This is a genomic window from Bacteroides sp. 2201st1_D9_2201SCRN_220225 (genome assembly GCF_040928965.1).
In the GTDB taxonomy this organism is placed as follows: Bacteria; Bacteroidota; Bacteroidia; order Bacteroidales; family Bacteroidaceae; genus Bacteroides; species Bacteroides stercoris.
On the sequence record NZ_JBCODG010000018.1, the window covers coordinates 13,288 to 32,011 of the forward strand.

Consider the following 18,724-nt stretch of genomic DNA (forward strand, 5'->3'; position numbering starts at 1 on the left):
CATGAAGAATCTGCTATATATTGTCTTTTTGTTTGTTTTTGTTTCTGCTTGCAGCACGAAACCGGAGAACAGGCCATACAGTTGGGATGATGATTTGCACCGGCGTCTGCTTACGGATTTTTGTTTGACGGAATCTCAGGTCAAGGACTATATCAGAAAGTATATCCCTGATGTAACGGACGAACAGATGCGGCAGTGGGAAGCATCCAATGCTTTGGAGTGCATGGTTCTGGATGGTGAAAAACGCTATTTCCGTAATGCCGGTCCTAATCTGTTTCGTGTGGATTCTGCCTGCTATGATATAAAGATAGCCAAAGAGGGCACTGCTCTAAGCGGAAGTGAGAAGGTGAACAAAGAGAATCTGCCCGAAGTGATTACTGCCGTGAAGAAAGAAAACAAGGCGATAGTCGCTCCTAAGCGGATGCGTGTCACTTATACGCTGACGGTAGACACTAATGCCGTTCCTGCCGGAAAGCTGGTTCGCTGCTGGTTGCCTTATCCCCGTACCGACCAGGCCCGGCAGCGGGATGTGAAGTTCATCTCTGCCAGTGAGCCGGACTATGTCCTTTCTCCGCAAGAGTGCCGGCATAGCACGCTCTATATGGAAAAGCGTGCGGTACAAGGAGAGCCTACCGTATTTTCCGAAACATTTGAATATACATCCTGCGGAGAGTGGCATAATCTGCGCGCGGAAGATGTTCTGCCTTATGATACGACTACCGCTCTTTATAAAGAGTATACCGCCGAGCGGGAGAAACACATCGTCTTCTCTCCGCGGCTGCGTGAGTTGGCTGCCAAGTTGACAGCAGGTGAAACCAATCCTTATTTAAAGGCTAAGCGCATCTTCCGTTGGATTAACGATCACTTCCCCTGGGCATCTGCCCGCGAGTATTCCACGATTGAGAATATTCCGGAATATGTATTGGACAACCGTCACGGCGATTGCGGTCAGGTCAGCCTTTTATTCATAACCTTATGCCGCATCAGCGGCATTCCCGCACATTTTCAGAGCGGGTTCATGATGCATCCCCGTGCTTGGAACCTGCACGATTGGGCGGAAGTATATTTTGAAGGCGTAGGGTGGGTGCCTGTAGACCAATCGTTCGGAATCCCGGCTTTTGCCCGCAATGCCGATGAAGAGTATTTCTTCCTGGGTGGTATCGACTCCTGGCGCATGATTGTAAATACCGATTACGGCATGCCGTTAGTGCCCGAAAAGAAGTATCCGCGTAGCGAAACCGTAGATTTCCAGCGCGGTGAGGTAGAGTGGGAAGGTGGAAACCTTTATTTTCCGCAATGGAGTTACCATATGGACATCGATTACCTTAATTATTAAGGCATGGCATACAACTTGAAAACAGATGATGTGTTGAGGCGAAACGCATCATCTGTTGAACCTCAACGCATCATCCGTTACAGGCAAACGGATGGTGCGTTTTTGTTTTGTCTATCTGTCAGTCTTTTAACAGACAGTAATCGTGCATAAATGCTAATTTGTCAGCTTCTGCCGTTAACCGCTGTTAAGTCCCAAATATTCACTGTTAAAAGAGAACAAAAAAGAGTGACAAGCGGAATAACAGAACGATTTTTGTCGTTATTTTAACGTCAGAATGTTAAATGAGATTTGAATATTAACAATTAAAGAAAATAGAAAGTAATATGAAACAGACAACAAAAAACATCCTTGGAGTTGCAGCCATTGTAGTTCTGAGTGCAGGAGTGGCCGGTGTTACCACTTATAAGATGCAGAATAAGGAAAAGTCTGCTACATTCAGCGAATTGTTCCAGCAGAACCCTAATAATTTACGGTTGGCTGCTTATAACGCGACGGATGCGCAGCCTGTTGACCTGACGCAAGCGGCAGAAAGTTCGGTTCATGCCGTAGTACATATACGTGCCAAACAGTTGAGCAAGACTCAGACAGTGCAGAGCATGCCGGATATTTTTGACTTCTTCTTCGGTGACGGTCGCGGACAGCAACGTCAGATACAGACCCAACCGCGCGTAGGTTTCGGCTCCGGCGTGATTATTTCCAAAGACGGCTATATCGTAACCAACAACCACGTGGTTGAGGGTGCTGATGAAATTACCGTGAAACTGAACGATGACCGCGAGTTGAAAGGCCGCATCATCGGTACTGACCCCAGCACCGACCTTGCGCTGATTAAGATTGAGGGTGATGATTTCCCCACAGTACCGGTAGGCAACTCCGACGAACTGAAAGTAGGTGAGTGGGTGTTGGCGGTAGGTAACCCGTTCAACCTGAACTCTACCGTAACAGCCGGTATCGTCAGTGCAAAGGCTCGTGCCATCGGCGCAACGGCGTCCAACGGACAGGCTGCGAATATCCAGTCCTTCATCCAGACGGATGCTGCCATCAATCAGGGCAACAGTGGTGGTGCGCTGGTTAATGCAAGAGGTGAGCTGGTAGGTATCAACGCCATGTTGTATTCACCGACAGGTGCATACTCCGGCTACGGCTTTGCAATCCCCACCAGTATCATGACGAAAGTTGTAGCGGACTTGAAGCAGTTCGGTACGGTACAGCGTGCTTTGCTGGGTATTACCGGTACTACACTGGGCACAGACCTGCAAATGGACGAAAGACTGGCTGAGGAAATGAAGAAGAAAGCCGACGAACTCGGTGTGAAGGAAGGTGTCTTGATTGCCGAAGTTGTAGAGGGTGGTTCTGCTGCCGATGTGTTGAAGTCGGATGACGTTATCATCGGTATTGACGGTAAGAAGGTGCATAAGTTTACCGATTTGCAGGAAGTGCTGGCTAAGCATCGTCCGGGCGATAAAGTAAAGGTGAAGGTAATCCGTGACAAGAAAGAGAAAGAGTTTGTATTGACGCTGAAGAACTCTCAAGGCAATACGAAAGTAGTGAAAGATGCCGGAATGGAACTGTTGGGTGCAGCTTTCAAGCCTGTATCTTCCGAATTGAAGAGACAACTTAACTTGGGTTACGGTTTGGAAGTAACCGGAGTGTCCAACGGTAAAATGGCAGATGCCGGTATCCGTAAGGGATTCATCATCCTCAAGGCGAACAATGTACAGATGAAGTCGGTAGAGGACATGGAGCAGGTACTGAAAGCTGCCGCCCAATCTCCCGAACAAGTGTTGTTTATCACCGGTATGTTCCCGTCGGGCAAGCGTGCAAGTTATGCTGTTGATTTGAGCCAGGAATAACAAAAACATGATAATCAGGTAAGAAGATTGTAATATAAGCAAAGAAAGATGAAAAAAAGGTGTCGGTGAATACTTACCGACATCTTTTTTGTTGTATAAGTAAGGTATAAATAAGGTGAAAAAGTTTCGGCATGTTAGTGTTGTAATAAATAATTTGTCGTAACTTTGCAACCCAAATCTGTATTATAAGAATGAGACAACTAAAAATTACCAAAAGTATCACTAACAGAGAGAGCGCTTCTCTTGACAAGTATTTGCAGGAAATCGGTCGCGAAGACCTCATTACAGTCGAAGAAGAGGTAGAGCTCGCTCAGCGCATCCGCAAGGGTGACCGTGTTGCACTGGAGAAATTGACACGTGCCAATCTGCGTTTCGTTGTATCTGTAGCCAAACAGTACCAGAACCAGGGTTTGAGTTTGCCCGACTTGATTAACGAGGGTAATTTAGGACTGATTAAGGCTGCCGAAAAGTTCGATGAGACACGTGGTTTCAAGTTCATCAGTTATGCAGTATGGTGGATACGTCAGTCCATTTTGCAGGCTTTGGCAGAGCAGTCGCGTATTGTGCGTCTTCCCTTGAACCAGGTAGGCTCGCTGAATAAAATCAGCAAGGCTTTCTCCAAGTTCGAGCAGGAAAACGAACGTCGCCCGTCGCCCGAAGAACTTGCCGATGAACTGGAAATCCCTGTTGACAAAATCTCCGATACGCTGAAGGTTTCCGGCCGCCATATTTCGGTAGACGCGCCTTTCGTTGAAGGAGAAGACAACAGCTTGCTCGATGTGCTGGTCAACGACGACTCTCCTATGGCCGACCGCTCTTTGGTGAACGAGTCTCTTGCGAGGGAAATTGATAGAGCTCTTTCTACGTTAACCGATAGGGAAAAAGAAATCATACAGATGTTTTTCGGTATCGGACAGCAGGAAATGACATTAGAGGAAATCGGCGACAAATTCGGTCTCACACGTGAGCGTGTCCGCCAGATTAAGGAAAAAGCAATCAGAAGATTAAGACAAAGTAATCGTAGTAAATTGCTCAAATCTTATTTGGGATAAATAAGAATATCGGTTTCTGACAAATAAAAGAAATTAAGAAAACCGGTCTGTCCAGAGTGGATGGCCGGTTTTTTTATTATCTTTGCCCCATTAAACAATCAAAAAGAAGTTATGAAGCACATAAAAATAGTATTTGCAGTGATGCTCGTATTTACTTTGTGTACAGCGTTTACAATGAAAAGCCATAAGCCTGTTTATGCTTTTGGCGTAGCGGCGTCTTTCAATGATTCGGTAGTGTATTGTACGGAAATCCAAGTATTGGACAGTACGGCACTGGACAAGAACGGTTTTTTGCCCAAGCGTGACTTGTACAGCTATCAATTGAAAAACTATCTGGAATACGATTTGAAGAAACCCGATTATACGTGTATGATCTATTTCAGTGAGAATAAAAAGAAACTGGAAAAGGAAGCTGTCAAGGTAAAGGCGAAGTATAAGAAGAGCACAATGGTGTTGCAGGCTATTACGTCGGATAAGTTCAGTTTTAAGAAGCCGGAAGAGTAATCGGTGCGTTGCAACAATTATACGATACCTATGAGAATGAAGCTTTATACATTGCTGTGCATATCTTTTTTCCTTTTGTTTACGGCTTGTAATCAAGATGATGATCCGGTGCCACCTGAGGTAGGAAGTAGAACCGTGCTTGTTTACATTGTAGCGGATAATAACTTGTCGTCATTTGCGAAGGAAGATGTGGAAGAGATGATTGCAGGCATGGAATCCGTTGATTTGTCATCCAGTAACTTGCTGGTATATCAGGATGACAGGGTAGCACCAGTTTTGTTCCGGATCTCTAGAAACAAGAAAGGGCGTTTGGAGAAGGAGATAATCAAGGAGTATGCAGAGCAGGTATCCACGAAGGCCTCTGTGATGAAGGAGGTAATGCACCGTGCTTTCTATGAATATCCGGCAGACAGTTACGGTTTGGTTTACTGGTCGCACGCAGACGGCTGGATTCCTTATCCGGTACCTTCGGCTTCTACACGCTGGATAGGGCAGGATACAGGAGAGGGGCAGGATAACCGTATGAATATATCTGACTTTGTTGATGTATTGGATGACGGGATGCCTCACTTTGACTTTATAATGTTTGACGCATGCTTTATGATGTCTGTAGAAGTGGCTTATGAGGTGCGTAATTATACCGATTATTATATCGGTTCGCCTACGGAGAATCCGGGTCCGGGCGCTCCTTATGACAAGGTTGTTCCTTATATGTTTAAACCGGGCGCGGCTGCACAAATGGCAGAAGCCTACTTTAATCATTATAAGGATAATTATAAAGCAGGAGAGGGTATCTCGAATGCAAACTGGACAGGCGGAACTTCCATTTGCGCTGTAAGGACAGATGCGTTGGATGATTTGGCGGATGTGACAGGGCAACTCTTGGAGCGCGCGGACAACGAAAGCGTGTCTTCCTTTAATACGGTGTTTGATTATGATAAGCGGGATATGGAAGAAGGACATGTTGGTTACTATGATTTCTCGCAGATGATGGAAATGCGGCTGGATGCCGATGCTTATGTTGCTTGGAAGAATGTGTTTGATGCTTCTATTGTCTATTGGAATACTACAGATAAAAATTACTCCATGTTCAAAAGAATGTTTTCAATGGAAGGAACAAACGGCATTACGCATTATATCCCCCTTTCGGTTGATTCCAAAGCTGCTGAGGCTTACCGTTCCATGGCTTGGTATAAAGCTGCGGGACTCGAAAATATGGGCTGGTAGTATGTAGTAGGAATAGAAAGGACTTTGAATATGATATGGTTATAATGGAGATGCGTCCGAGAGGATGCATCTCTTTTTTTATGTTTTTCGTTATATTTTATAACTTGCAATGATTAAACTGCATGTTTTTAATAATAGCTTATTCTTCTTGTTATACAGGTATAATATATTATTAAATAGTATATTAACATTATTTTCCTAAGGAAACTATTTTATATTGGAAATTATTACTTCCTTTGCAGTATCAAACTAAAAAGAAAGAAATATGAAATATGTAATTATCGGTGGCGTTGCAGGTGGAGCCACGGCTGCTGCCCGGTTAAGAAGAATAGATGAGCAAGCTGAAATCATTTTATTGGAGAAAGGCAAATACATTTCCTATGCCAATTGCGGATTACCTTATTATATAGGCGGTGTTATCGCCGATCGCGAAAAACTATTGGTTCAGACTCCCGCATCATTCGGTAAACGTTTCCGTATCGATGTGCGGGTAGAGAACGAAGTAATCGCAATCGATCCGGAAAAGAAAACATTGACTATTCGTAAAGCAGATGGAAAGGAATATGAAGAAACCTATGACAAACTTCTGCTTTCTCCGGGAGCCAATCCGGTGAAACCGCCTTTGGAAGGCATTGATTCGGAAGGTATCTTTACGCTTCGCAATGTAGAAGATACCGACCGGATTAAGGCTTATATCACAGACAAGCAAGTAAAACGCGCAGTTGTAGTAGGCGCAGGCTTCATCGGACTTGAGATGGCGGAAAACCTGCATCATGCGGGAGTTACGGTTTCTGTTGTAGAGATGGGCAATCAGGTTATGGCGCCTATCGACTTCTCCATGGCTGCACCTATTCACCGGCATCTGATCGAAAAAGGCGTTTCTCTTTATCTGGAAGAGGGCGTTACCCGTTTCCAGCGTACTGAAGAGGGAATTACCGTTTTTCTGAAAAGCGGAAAAACGATTCCTGCCGATATGGTATTGCTTTCTATCGGTGTGCGTCCGGCAACGGCATTGGCGCAACAGGCAGGTTTGGAGTTGGGCGAAACGGGCGGTATCCGGGTAGACGAGCACTTGGAAACTTCCGTAAAAGACATCTATGCTGTGGGCGATGCCATTGAATATCCCCATCCGCTGACCGGAAAACCGTGGCTCAACTATCTGGCCAATCCGGCAAACCGTCAGGGACGCATCGTTGCCGATAATATGGCCTTGGGCAATACCACATCCTACGAAGGAGCTATCGGTACATCCATCGCCAAAGTCTTTGATATGACGGTAGCCTCTACCGGACTTGCCGCCAAGCGTCTGAAACAATGGGGTATGGAGTATCAAAGCTCGGTAACCCATTCTGCTTCGCATGCAGGTTATTATCCCGATGCGTTGCCTCTGACCTTGAAACTGACGTTCCATCCGAAAACCGGAAAACTCTATGGAGCGCAATGCATAGGCTACGAGGGAGTGGATAAGCGCATCGACCAGATAGCGGGACTTATCAAACATGGAGGAACCGTTTACGATTTGATGGAAACGGAGCACACCTATGCACCGCCTTTCTCATCGGCAAAAGACCCTATTGCCATAGCCGGATACGTGGCTTCCAATATTATCAGCGGCGCCATGCCGGTTATTTCCTGGCGCGAACTGGCAGAGAAGAAAGACGAAGTAATGCTGATAGATACCCGTACCCCTGAAGAATTCTCGTTCGGAACGATTCCGGGAGCTGTCAATATCCCGCTGGACGAGATGCGCGACCGTTTGTCGGAAATACCGGCGGATAAGCCCGTCGTGCTTTTCTGTGCCGTAGGTTTGCGCGGATATTTGGCACAACGTATTCTGATAGGACGCGGTTATCGCAATACGGCCAACTTGATAGGCGGATATAAGACCTATTCTACAGCAGTGGCGCCCATTCCTGCTCCTACGGCATCATCGCCGGCTCAGCCTGCTGCATCCGCTCCGTCGCAATCGGTACAGAGCGGTTCTGCCAAAGAGCCTTTGAGGGTTAATGCCTGCGGCCTGCAATGTCCCGGCCCTATCATGCAGGTAAAGAAAGCCATGGACAGCATCGCTCCGGGCGAGCGGGTGGAAATTGTGGCGACCGATGCCGGATTCGCACGTGATGCTTCTGCCTGGTGTGCCACTACGGGCAACAAGCTGATAGAGAAAAAGGAAGAAAAAGGACGCTACACGGTATTGCTTGAAAAAGGCGATGAGGCTTGTGCCTGCCCGTCGTCTCTTCCGGCAGCAGGCGGACGGGGAAAAACTTTAATTCTTTTTAGCGATGATTTAGACAAGGCTTTAGCTACCTTTGTACTCGCTAACGGCGCAGCGGCAACCGGACAGAAAGTGTCGATATTCTTCACCTTCTGGGGATTGAATGTCTTGAAGAAGATACAGAAACCCCGGACAGAGAAAGATATTTTCGGAAAGATGTTCGGTATGATGCTTCCGTCCAGTTCATTGCGGCTGAAACTGTCCAAAATGAATATGATGGGCTTGGGCAGCAGGATGATGCGCTTCCTGATGAAGCGGAAAGGAATAGATTCTTTGGAATCGTTGCGTTCTCAGGCGTTGGCGCAAGGAGTTGAGTTTATTGCTTGTCAGATGTCTATGGATATGATGGGCATCCGGCGCGAAGAATTGCTGGACGAAGTTACCATAGGCGGTGTGGCGACCTATATGGAGCGCGCGGACAAGGCGAATGTGAATCTATTTATATAAACGGAATAATGGAAACTTTATGTAGAATCCGCGATATTTACCGGGCGATAGCCGAGTTTGAAGTAAAATTCATGCAGGAGTTTGACTTGTCGTTGAATGAGGGTATGCTGTTGTGTACCCTGCTCAATACGCCCAAACTCACCTCCAGCGAGATAGCGGAAGCGCTCGGACTGTCAGCTTCCAATACTTCCAAGGTAATCCGCTCGGTAGAGGACAAGAAGCTGATTACCCGACTGGTGGGAAAAACGGATAAGCGTCAGATGCACTTTGCACTGACGCCGGAAGGGAAGAGCCGTATTACGGTTATAAAAAACAGCACTCCCGAAATTCCGGCCCTATTGCAGGAGATTGTTTAGAGAGAGGCTTTCCGGTTTATTCATGGTGATACGGCCCGCCGTTCAGTATGGTCATGGCACGGTATAACTGCTCCACAAAAATAAGTCTTATCATCTGATGCGAAAAGGTCATGCGCGAAAGAGACAGCTTTTCGTGTGCCGCTTCATAGACTTTGGGTGAGAAGCCGTAAGGGCCGCCAATAATAAAAACCAGCCGTTTGTTTACGGTGTTCATCTTGCGCTTCATATAGTCTGCGAACTCTATGGAGCGCATTTCTTTTCCGCCCTCATCCAGTAGCACCACCACATCGCCCGGTTGGAGCGCTTTCAGTATCAGTTCGCCTTCTTTTTCTTTTTGTACGTCTGCGGAGAGGCTTTTGGTATTTTTCAGTTCCGGGATAACTTCCATATCGAACGAGAGATAGCGTCGCGTGCGCTGTATGTAGTCATTGATGGCTGTAATAAAGTGCTGTTCTACGGTTCGTCCTACGACGAGCAAGGTCATTTTCATATGAATTACTGATTTTCGTGCAAAAATAATCCTTTCCTGTGAGAATGTCGCTTTTCTTTTCTTGTTATTTATAAGATTTGCTTACCTTTGCCTATCATTAATACTTGTGAAAATGAATAAACGAGTAGTAATATTATGGCTCTGCTTCTTTGTCTGGACAGTTTCGCTTATGGCACAAGACGTACCGGCAGGAGTGGTCGCCGCCTTTAAAAAAGGAAATTCTCAGGAACTGAACGGGTATCTGAGTGATAAAGTGGAACTGATTCTGGAGAGTCGTTCAATCAATGTCGACAATCAAGCGGCAGAGAAAAAGATGGCATCTTTCTTTTCAGGTAATCGGGTGAGCGGTTTTACGGTGAATCACCAGGGAAAGCGCAATGAGTCGAGTTTCATAGTCGGTACGTTGACAACCGCGAACGGAAACTTCCGGGTGAATTGTTTCTTTAGAAAAGTGGCAGGCAAATATGTGATACACCAAATAAGAATAGATAAGACAAATGAATAAGGAAGAAGAATTGATTGACAGGCTGATTGACCTGGCCTTTGCCGAAGATATAGGCGATGGTGACCATACCACCCTTTCGTGCATTCCTGCTACGGCAATGGGCAAATCCAAGCTTTTGATTAAAGAAGCCGGTATTCTTGCCGGTATCGAGGTAGCTAAAGAAGTGTTCCGTCGTTTCGACCCCACCATGAAAGTGGAAGTATTCATCAATGACGGTACTGAAGTGAAACCGGGCGACGTGGCTATGGTTGTGGAAGGCAAGGTGCAGTCTTTGTTGCAGACCGAACGCCTGATGCTGAACATTATGCAGCGTATGAGCGGCATCGCTACCATGACCCATAAGTATGCCGAGAAGCTGAAAGGTACGAATACCCGTGTGCTCGATACCCGTAAGACGACTCCGGGCATGCGTATTCTGGAAAAGATGGCTGTGAAGATAGGTGGCGGCGTAAACCATCGAATCGGTCTGTTCGACATGATTCTGCTGAAAGACAATCATGTTGACTTCGCCGGCGGTATCGACAAGGCCATTACCCGTGCCAAGGAATATTGCAAGGAGAAGGGCAAGGACCTCAAGATAGAAATTGAAGTACGCAACTTCGACGAACTGCAACAGGTACTCGATTTGGGTGGCGTAGACCGTATCATGTTCGATAACTTTACACCCGAAATGACGAAGAAAGCCGTAGAAATGGTAGCAGGCCGTTATGAAACGGAATCTTCCGGCGGCATCACCTTTGACACTCTGCGCGACTATGCCGAATGCGGCGTAGACTTTATCTCGGTAGGTGCTTTGACGCATTCCGTAAAAGGATTGGACATGAGCTTCAAAGCCTGCTGATAAAGGCGATATAATACAGGAGAAAGCCTCTCATAGGGAATGCTGCCCGTCAGGGCAGATCTGTGAGAGGCTTTTTTCTTATGTTATAAAGGGCAAATGATGAAACGGAAAGATATGGATAACCTTATTCTTTAACTTCTTTTTAGAGATTCTATTGCAGCATTCTGCCGGATGCTGCGTCTAACTAACAAACGACGCGAAGAGGCGTCCGTAAAACGAGCACTGACATTGGAAAATGAGATAGAACTGATAGAGGGCTGCCGGGCAGGAAAGGATTCCGCACGAAAGGAACTTTACACTCTCTATTCCAAGCAGATGCTGGCGGTATGCTACCGTTATACGGGCGATATGGATGCGGCGCACGATGTTTTGCACGATGGCTTTATCAAAATCTTCACCCGCTTCACGTTTCGCGGTGAATGTGCATTGGGCACGTGGGTAACGAGGGTGATGGTGACACAAGCTATCGACTATCTGCGACGGAAGCATCGTTTCAGCCAACTGGTGGTAAACGAAGAACAACTTCCCGATGTGCAGGACGAAGCGAGTATTGCCGAAAGCGGAAGCCGGCTTTCAGAGGAAGTGTTGATGGCGTTCGTGGCGGAACTTCCCGACGGCTGCCGTACCGTGTTCAACTTGTATGTGTTCGAGGAGAAGTCGCACAAGGAGATTGCGGAACTGCTTCATATCAAGGAGCATTCGTCTACCTCGCAGTTGCACCGTGCCAAGTGTATGTTAGCAAAAAGAATTAAAGAATATACTGAATATGAGAGAAAAAGATGAAATAACCGGATTGTTCCGCAGCCGTCTGTCCGGTACAGAGATGACGGTACGCGATGGCTTTTGGGAGCAGTTGCAGGAAGACGCGGCATCTTCGGCTGCAGGCCGGAAGAGAGCGGCTGTTCTTTCTCCTAAATATTATCGGGTGGCAGCCGCCGCATCCGTTATATTTGTGCTGGGAGCCGCTTCGGCCGCTTTCTGGTATTTCTCTCCGAAAGAGGAGATAAAGGAAGCTTTTACGCAAGTGGCTGCTTTGACGCCGGAAGGTAGTCTGGACGGAGATGTGGTGCAGGAATCTTTTCCATCTATCCATCAGGCAACCCCGATGGTACGGAATTCCGGTACAAAACAACCTGTCAATGGAATTCCCGCAGGCATGACTGCCCAATCGGAAACTGAGGGCGAGTCCGTTTCCGTCCGGCTTTCCATCACTATCAGGCAGCGGGTGCAGCAGGCCGGTGACAGTTACTTCAACAATAATGCCGTTGCACAAACCGGCAGTTCTTATCAGAACGCCACCGGTCGGGTAAGTTCTGCTTCGGACACCTTTTCCGCTGTTCCTGCGGAAGAAGAGCAGGCAACTACTCCTTTAAAATACCGGAAATCGCGTAAGTGGGCGTTGAAAGCAGCTCTTGGAACCTCTCTTCCTAAAGGGGACTACAATATGCCGCTGACGGCGGCCGTTACAGTGGAACGTAGTCTGAACAGCCGGTTCGCGTTGGAAACGGGTATTCTGTATAATCGTTTGCATGCCGACCGCACGCTCCATACTTTAGGGATTCCCGTAAAATTGAATATGACATTGGCAAGTACTCCCAAACTCGATTTATATGCCACTGTAGGCGGAACTGCCGAAAAGTGCATTGCCGGCGCTGCGGATAACGGCTTTAATGCGGAACCCGTTCAACTGTCAGTAGCGGCAGGAGTAGGGGTGCGTTACAGATTGAATGAGCGGTTTGCTTTGTTTGCCGAGCCTTCGGTTTCCCACCATTTCGGTACGGACTCCGAAACCGGAACCTTGCGGACGGAACGCCCTACGAACCTGAATCTTTTGTGTGGAGTGCGTATGACTTATTAACCTTAAATACAACAATGAAATGAATGCTCTCTGTAAACTATATAAATACGGATATCTGATACTTGCAATGGCAGCTTGCCTTATGCTTGCATCCTGCGGTAAAGAATCGCTGGATTACAATCATCCGGATGTAGATTTGTTTGTAAAACAACTGAAAACCGGCAAATACTCTACTCAAAGTCCTGAAGGACTGAGTAATGTTCCCAAATTTGCCAAAGAAGATATTGAAGAACTCCTGAAGTATGCCGAGGATTTGACGGTAATACCTTCTTTTCCGTTGGCTCCCGTATCCTATTCGGCAGGCGGAAAACTGCGGTTAGGCGAATGTATCCTGTGGACGGTGGAAACGATTCGTTTGGGACATAATGCTTCGATGGGGTGTAAGATGGTGCATACCGATGCCGAGAATTATGAAGGCATCTACTTTCTGACCGATGAGGAGGTGCTCGATGCAGCCGCCCGTTACCGTCGTTGGTGGGAAGGCCGGAAATATCCGCGTACCATGTGGACTATAGACCCTTGCTACGACGAACCGCTTTGCGGAAGCAGCTATATGTGGTGGTGAGATTAGGTATAAAGTGTAAGGTATAAAAAAACAATCGGGTGAAGTATTCTATTCTCTTTTTGGGGTTGCTTTGTGCGGTAGCCTTTCCTCTTTACGCTCAAGAGTGGACGCCGCAGGACTCTTTGCGCCTGCACCGGTTGCTGAATGGCGGGGAAGAGATGAAGCTGAATCCGGATGTATTGAAGGAAATGGGCGTTGATGCTCCTTTGGGCTCTCCAAAGGCTGATGTAAGTAAGACGTGGATGGACTTTGATGCTTCCTTACCCGCAATGCCTCGGATGCCGGAGAAAAAGGTAGTGCTTACCTTACGGCCTTATACCGCAAACACCAAATACAACTGGGATCCCGTCTATCAGAAGAAGATTACGGTGAACAAGAATACATGGCGGGGCAATCCGTTCTACGAACTGACCAGACTCAAAATCTATACAGACTGGGCAAAGCGTCCGTTGGATGCCGGGCCGCGTGAGAGTATCGAACAGATAGAAGCTACCGGTTTGCGCTATATGGTGACCGAACGTGCCAACAATATGGCAGTGGGGAGTTGGCGAAGTGTCGGCGGCGGTGGCATTGCAGGTGATTTCATGCGTCCTTTTACAAAAGATTTCTGGAACAGGAAAGCTGCCAGACGCCGTGCACGTACTTTGGAAGTATTAAGAACCTACGGCGATTCCATAACTGCCCGTCGTAAAGAGACGATTATCAAATAGGGATATTCCGCTTTGAGTATTGAACTTTATTTCTCCGCTTCTTGTTTTCATAAAAATAAACCTTTAAAGGATAAATTAATGAATAGAATAACTTCTTTGTTTGGAATAAAATATCCCGTCATCCAAGGTGGTATGGTGTGGTGCAGTGGCTGGCGGTTGGCGTCGGCAGTAAGTAATGCCGGTGGCTTAGGCTTGTTGGGAGCAGGTTCCATGCACCCCGAAACATTACGTGAGCATATACGGAAGTGCCGTGCGGCTACGCATCATTCGTTTGGAGTGAACATTCCTTTAATGTATCCCCAGATAGAGGAAATCATGCAGATAGTGGTAGATGAGGGGGTGCGTATCGTGTTTACTTCTGCCGGAAACCCCAAGACATGGACCGGTTGGTTGAAGCAGCATGGCATTACAGTGGTGCATGTTGTTTCGTCATCGAGTTTTGCCATGAAAGCCGAGGCTGCCGGTGTAGATGCCATTGTGGCCGAAGGATTTGAAGCCGGTGGGCATAACGGGCGCGAAGAGACAACTACGCTTTGCCTGATACCTGCTGTACGTGCAGTTACCTCACTGCCTTTGATTGCTGCCGGCGGCATTGCTACCGGTGAGGCGATTCTTGCCATGCGTGCTTTGGGGGCTGAGGGTGTTCAGGTGGGTACGCGGTTTGCTTTGACCGAAGAAAGCTCAGCCAGCGAAGTGTTTAAAGAATATTGCCTGCATCTGAAAGAGGGGGATACCCGTTTATTATTGAAGAAACTATCTCCGGTACGTCTGGCCCGCGGTAATTTTCAGCAGGCAGTAGCGGCGGCTGAGGCTGTCGGGGCTACGGAGGAGGATTTACGTATCCTTTTGTCTAAAGGACGTGCCAAACGCGGTATTTTTGAAGGAGACCTTGAAGAGGGCGAACTTGAAATAGGTCAGGCTTCCGCCTTGCTCAATGAGAAAGGAATACAGACGGTAGCAGAAGTGATGGACGAACTGGTAACAGGTTATCAGCGGGCATGCGAAACGCTTGCCGCCAATGTTTGCGAGCGTTGGGACGTTTGACAGTTGATATAAACGATTTTGCCTATAGTGAAAAATCCTTTTGATGTACATTGTACCGGATTTCCACTATAGGCAAAATTATATGACAGCAAGCCTGCCTTTATCCTTTAGGGGGAATGTTCGGAGCTTTACCGCTGTTGTTGCTGTTGTTTGCTGACGGAGCATTGCCCGTGGGAGACGCAACGCTTTCGTTTGCAGTGGCCGAAGCGGTTGTTCCGGCAGTTGCCGTAGCCGTGGCGGTTTTGTCTGCAACTTGTGCAGCCGGTTGTTCTTCCCAATGGAACGGTTCGAAAGTGCTGTTAGGGTCAACCCAGCTCGGCTTCTTGGAAGCGTAGATGATGAACGGAGCAATCACCACGATAAGTGCGCCGATGATAAGTACGGAGAACCATACGGTATTGCTGCCGGTAGAAATCTGGCTGGGCGGGATGAAGCTCAGTACGAATGCAAGCAGTGAGCCGCAGAAGCCGAGACTGCCTACAAGCCACATCAGGCCGTTACCGCCTTTACCGATACGGAACGGACGGTTCAGTTTCTTCATCTTATAACGCAATACGATGGCTCCGGAGAACATCAGCATATACATGATGAGGTAAAGGACCACCGTCAACTGTGAAAGAATCTGGTAGAAACTCTGTACCGAAGGCATCACCACAAACAGAAGACTTAATACGGTTACAGCGCCACCCTGTACGAACAGAATGTTCTTTTGTACACCCAGCTTGTTTGTTTTCTGGAAGAACGGGGGCATATAACCTGCCTTGCCCACGGCAAAGATACCTTTGGACGGACCGGCAACCCATGTCAGCACACCTGCCAGCACGCCGAACGCCAGTGCAACGGCTATAACCGGCGACAGCCAGGAAGCATGGATGTAACGGAAGTAATTGTCGAAACCTACCAGCAGACTTTGTGTAAGGCTGATGTCCTTGGCCGGAATAATGACACCCAGAGCGAATGTGCCCAACACAAAGATAAGCACCGTAATCAGTGCACCGATAAACACAGCCTTCGGATAGTTTTTGGACGGATTGTTTACATCCTTCACGTGGATACCGCCCATCTCCATACCTGCATAAAAGAGGAAGATACTTGCGGCAAGCACCACATTGTCAAAGTTCGTCAGGTCGGGGAAAAAGCTGCTGTGGAAGTCCATATTGGAATGTCCGCCTGTGGCAAGGTAGATAATGCCGAGGACAATCAGTAATCCGGCAGGGATGATTGTACCTACCAGACCGCCGACTTTGGCTACCTTTCCTACCCAGCTCATACCTTTCAGGGAGATGAAAGTTGCCAGCCAGTAGATAACGAGCACCACGGCCAGCGTGTAGTACTTGTTGTTTGCCAGCGACATGTCGTGTACGTCGTTCATGCCGATGAAAGCGATGGACACAGCACCGAACGTCAGTACCGTAGGATACCAGATTGTACTTTCAATCCACTGCACCCAGATAGCGAGGAAGCCGAGTTTCTTTCCGTAGGCTTCACCCACCCAGCGGAACACACCGCCTTGTTTGTCTTGAAACATTGCAGCCAGTTCCGCAGCCACGAGTGACGTAGGGATAAGAAAGACAATGGCTGCAAATAAATAATAGAAGGCCGAACTCATTCCGTACACGGCCTCGGCGGGCAGTCCACGCAGGGATACTACAGCCGTCACATTCATGATTGCCAGGGTAAACACTCCCAGCTTCACTGTTTGTTTAATATTTGCCATAAGTTAAGGTTTTTGGTGAAAAATATATTCGAAATCAGCGTTTATAACAACCCTTGGGAACAGTTGTTCCCGGCGGGTAGAGGAAAATCCCGGCTTTAACAATTAAGGAGCGCTCTTTGCCGGTTCCTGTTCTATCTTTTTGTAATAGTCTTGCTTTTCCTTGTTGCGCCGCTCTACCAGGCTCGTTACGTATACTGTGAAAATGGGGAACATCATCATGCCCAGCGCTGCCAGCAGCACGGACAGTACCCGCCCTGTGACGGTGACCGCTATTATATTGGAGCCTACCGTAGTTACATCCATGAACGCCCACCACAAGGCGTCGCCATACCCCTTTACCAGAGGATTGCTCCCATGCTCCATGACGTAGAATGCAAGGCTTGAGAAATAGACGGTAGCCAGCAGCATTGTCAGGTAAGATACGAACAAGCCCGATGCGCGGTTGTACGTCAGCCATCCCACCACGATGGCCATGGCATAGCCGCCCCGTACCAATGGGATGAAACGCAGCATATAGGTGACTTCGGGTGAGAAAGTCCAGCCCATATAGGCAATGATATTCTGATAAGGAATAGCTACCAGCAGAAAGATGAAATGAGTGGCTACATAACGCATCTTGTCTGTTGCCAGGAACCATTCCAGTACAAAGTCCGCCAGGAACAATGCGCAAATCCATAGCTGTACTTCCATGTACACCGATTGCTCGTAGAAGGGGATGCCTTTGAACGTATCAATGGAGATGCTGATAACCAGGAACAGCGAAAGCAGCAGGATGATAACATGCAATATGCCGTATATCCCTTTCTTTCGTAAAACGAATTCCGATAGAGCCATTTTCATAATGAAGGTCTGTTTGGTTACGGAATTGCCGTCGGCAACCCGTAATTCATCATTAAAGAGGTTGCCCCTCAGCGTCCGTAACGTTTTCGGAGCAACCTTGGAAAAAAGAGTACGAGAGATTATTCTGTAATTGTCACATTGTCGCCGTTGAATACGCCCAGGCCGAGCTTGTTCATGATGAACTTGACGGCCAGTTGCGCCTTGACGGAGTTACCGGCTTCGTCCAACGGTGGAGCGAAAGCGGAAACGCCCATCACACCGGGCAATACGGCCATTACGCCACCGCCTACGCCGCTCTTGGCAGGTATGCCGGCAGTGTACATCCAGTCGCCCGAATGCTCGTAGAAGCCCACGGTAGAAATCATTGAAGTGATTTTCGGTGCGAGCCCCGCATCGAATACGCTTTGTCTGGTAACGGGATTGACGCCGTTGTTGGCAATCGTTCCGGCTGCAATGCCCAATTGTTCGGCTGTGATGCCCAGCGAGCATTGGCGGGTATAAAGGTCGAGCGCCACATCCGGATCGTCGTAGATACGGTTGTAATTCTTCAATAACCAGGCAATGGAGCGGTTGTTGAAGTTCGTAGCCGTTTCCGATTTGTACAGTTCGTCGATGAGTTGCGGAGCGGAGCCGCACAGTTCTGTGATATTCTGTACAATGGCATCCCACTTCTTGTCCGGATTGCCCACCGGCTGTACCATGGAGCAAGCGGAGATAGCGCCTGCATTTACCAACGGTGTAGAGGGATGGTCGTTTTCCAGCAAAATGGCAATGATAGAGTTGAACGGCAGTCCTGTTGCATCGGCGCCAATCATATCCAGCACTTTCTGTGCACCGTATTGGCGCAGGATAAGTATGGCGGTATGCACTTTTGAAACGGATTCTATGCCGAAGCGGTAGTCCGTATCTCCGATATTGATGGTTTGTCCGTTCATCAGGCAGATGCTGAGGCCGAACAGCTTGGAGTCTATGTTGGCAAGGTACGGAATATAATCCGCATTCTTGCCGCCGGTTTGTTCTTTCACCTCATTGTAGGCTTCCAGGGCAACTTCCTTGATTTGAGAGATTGATATTTTCTTTTCCATAATCTATATATAGAGAGAG

At 47.7% G+C, this 18,724-nt stretch carries 18 protein-coding genes; 14 read left to right on the top strand and 4 right to left on the bottom strand.

Going from position 1 to position 18,724, the window contains the following annotated elements:
* Position 1: 1 nt before the first annotated feature.
* The 7 genes from AB5903_RS07875 (at position 2) to AB5903_RS07905 (ending at position 9,050) form a co-directional block, all read left to right on the top strand.
* Positions 2-1,336 carry a transglutaminase family protein gene (locus tag AB5903_RS07875; protein ID WP_117899320.1) on the top strand — a complete coding sequence of 445 codons (1,335 nt, stop codon included), beginning with the start codon at positions 2-4 and terminating at the stop codon, positions 1,334-1,336.
* Positions 1,337-1,659: 323 nt separating this feature from the next.
* On the top strand, positions 1,660-3,189 hold the full coding sequence (locus AB5903_RS07880; protein ID WP_368117748.1) for a trypsin-like peptidase domain-containing protein: 1,530 nt from the start codon (positions 1,660-1,662) through the stop codon (positions 3,187-3,189).
* Between the two features lie 191 nt (positions 3,190-3,380).
* Complete coding sequence (locus tag AB5903_RS07885; RefSeq protein ID WP_002561589.1) at positions 3,381-4,241, top strand: RNA polymerase sigma factor RpoD/SigA; 861 nt, start codon at positions 3,381-3,383, stop codon at positions 4,239-4,241.
* A 111-nt stretch (positions 4,242-4,352) separates the two neighbouring features.
* A complete protein-coding gene (locus tag AB5903_RS07890) occupies positions 4,353-4,745 on the top strand; it encodes a hypothetical protein (RefSeq protein ID WP_016662114.1) in 393 nt (130 codons plus the stop codon).
* Between the two features lie 30 nt (positions 4,746-4,775).
* Positions 4,776-5,972: a clostripain-related cysteine peptidase gene (locus AB5903_RS07895; RefSeq protein ID WP_368117749.1), complete on the top strand. Its 1,197-nt coding sequence runs from the start codon at positions 4,776-4,778 to the stop codon at positions 5,970-5,972.
* A gap of 265 nt (positions 5,973-6,237) precedes the next feature.
* On the top strand, positions 6,238-8,694 hold the full coding sequence (locus AB5903_RS07900; RefSeq protein ID WP_368117750.1) for an FAD-dependent oxidoreductase: 2,457 nt from the start codon (positions 6,238-6,240) through the stop codon (positions 8,692-8,694).
* An 8-nt stretch (positions 8,695-8,702) separates the two neighbouring features.
* Positions 8,703-9,050 carry a MarR family winged helix-turn-helix transcriptional regulator gene (locus AB5903_RS07905; protein ID WP_005653356.1) on the top strand — a complete coding sequence of 116 codons (348 nt, stop codon included), beginning with the start codon at positions 8,703-8,705 and terminating at the stop codon, positions 9,048-9,050.
* A gap of 16 nt (positions 9,051-9,066) precedes the next feature.
* On the opposite strand, the gene rlmH is transcribed toward AB5903_RS07905, so the two are convergent.
* Positions 9,067-9,540, bottom strand: coding sequence for a 23S rRNA (pseudouridine(1915)-N(3))-methyltransferase RlmH (gene rlmH / locus AB5903_RS07910; protein WP_005653354.1), 474 nt, complete (start codon positions 9,538-9,540; stop codon positions 9,067-9,069).
* A 112-nt stretch (positions 9,541-9,652) separates the two neighbouring features.
* On the opposite strand from rlmH, the gene AB5903_RS07915 reads away from it, so the two are divergent.
* From AB5903_RS07915 to AB5903_RS07945, 7 genes are all read left to right on the top strand, one after another.
* Positions 9,653-10,045, top strand: a complete 393-nt coding sequence (locus AB5903_RS07915; protein ID WP_005653352.1) for a DUF4783 domain-containing protein — start codon at positions 9,653-9,655, stop codon at positions 10,043-10,045.
* Positions 10,038-10,886 carry a carboxylating nicotinate-nucleotide diphosphorylase gene (nadC, locus tag AB5903_RS07920; RefSeq protein ID WP_005653350.1) on the top strand — a complete coding sequence of 283 codons (849 nt, stop codon included), beginning with the start codon at positions 10,038-10,040 and terminating at the stop codon, positions 10,884-10,886. Before AB5903_RS07915 ends, nadC begins: the two co-directional genes overlap by 8 nt.
* A 171-nt stretch (positions 10,887-11,057) precedes the next feature.
* The gene (locus AB5903_RS07925) at positions 11,058-11,669 is read left to right on the top strand and encodes an RNA polymerase sigma factor (protein WP_005653348.1); all 612 of its coding nucleotides are present in this window, start codon (positions 11,058-11,060) and stop codon (positions 11,667-11,669) included.
* On the top strand, positions 11,653-12,744 hold the full coding sequence (locus AB5903_RS07930) for a hypothetical protein (RefSeq protein ID WP_005653346.1): 1,092 nt from the start codon (positions 11,653-11,655) through the stop codon (positions 12,742-12,744). Before AB5903_RS07925 ends, AB5903_RS07930 begins: the two co-directional genes overlap by 17 nt.
* Positions 12,745-12,763: 19 nt before the next feature.
* Positions 12,764-13,309, top strand: coding sequence for a DUF4943 family protein (locus AB5903_RS07935; RefSeq protein WP_005653345.1), 546 nt, complete (start codon positions 12,764-12,766; stop codon positions 13,307-13,309).
* Positions 13,310-13,347: 38 nt separating this feature from the next.
* The gene (locus tag AB5903_RS07940; protein WP_005653343.1) at positions 13,348-14,019 is read left to right on the top strand and encodes a DUF4858 domain-containing protein; all 672 of its coding nucleotides are present in this window, start codon (positions 13,348-13,350) and stop codon (positions 14,017-14,019) included.
* A gap of 78 nt (positions 14,020-14,097) precedes the next feature.
* Positions 14,098-15,063, top strand: a complete 966-nt coding sequence (locus AB5903_RS07945; RefSeq protein ID WP_005653342.1) for a nitronate monooxygenase family protein — start codon at positions 14,098-14,100, stop codon at positions 15,061-15,063.
* A 100-nt stretch (positions 15,064-15,163) separates the two neighbouring features.
* Here the strand turns inward: AB5903_RS07945 and gadC are convergent, their stop codons facing one another.
* From gadC to glsA, 3 genes are all read right to left on the bottom strand, one after another.
* Positions 15,164-16,780 carry a putative glutamine/gamma-aminobutyrate antiporter GadC gene (gene gadC / locus AB5903_RS07950; protein WP_368117751.1) on the bottom strand — a complete coding sequence of 539 codons (1,617 nt, stop codon included), beginning with the start codon at positions 16,778-16,780 and terminating at the stop codon, positions 15,164-15,166.
* 102 nt (positions 16,781-16,882) lie between these two features.
* Positions 16,883-17,620 (bottom strand): potassium channel family protein, encoded by a 738-nt coding sequence (locus AB5903_RS07955; RefSeq protein ID WP_005653338.1) that lies wholly within the window; start codon positions 17,618-17,620, stop codon positions 16,883-16,885.
* 119 nt (positions 17,621-17,739) lie between these two features.
* A complete protein-coding gene (glsA, locus tag AB5903_RS07960; RefSeq protein ID WP_005653336.1) occupies positions 17,740-18,705 on the bottom strand; it encodes a glutaminase A in 966 nt (321 codons plus the stop codon).
* Between the last annotated feature and the right edge of the window lie 19 nt (positions 18,706-18,724).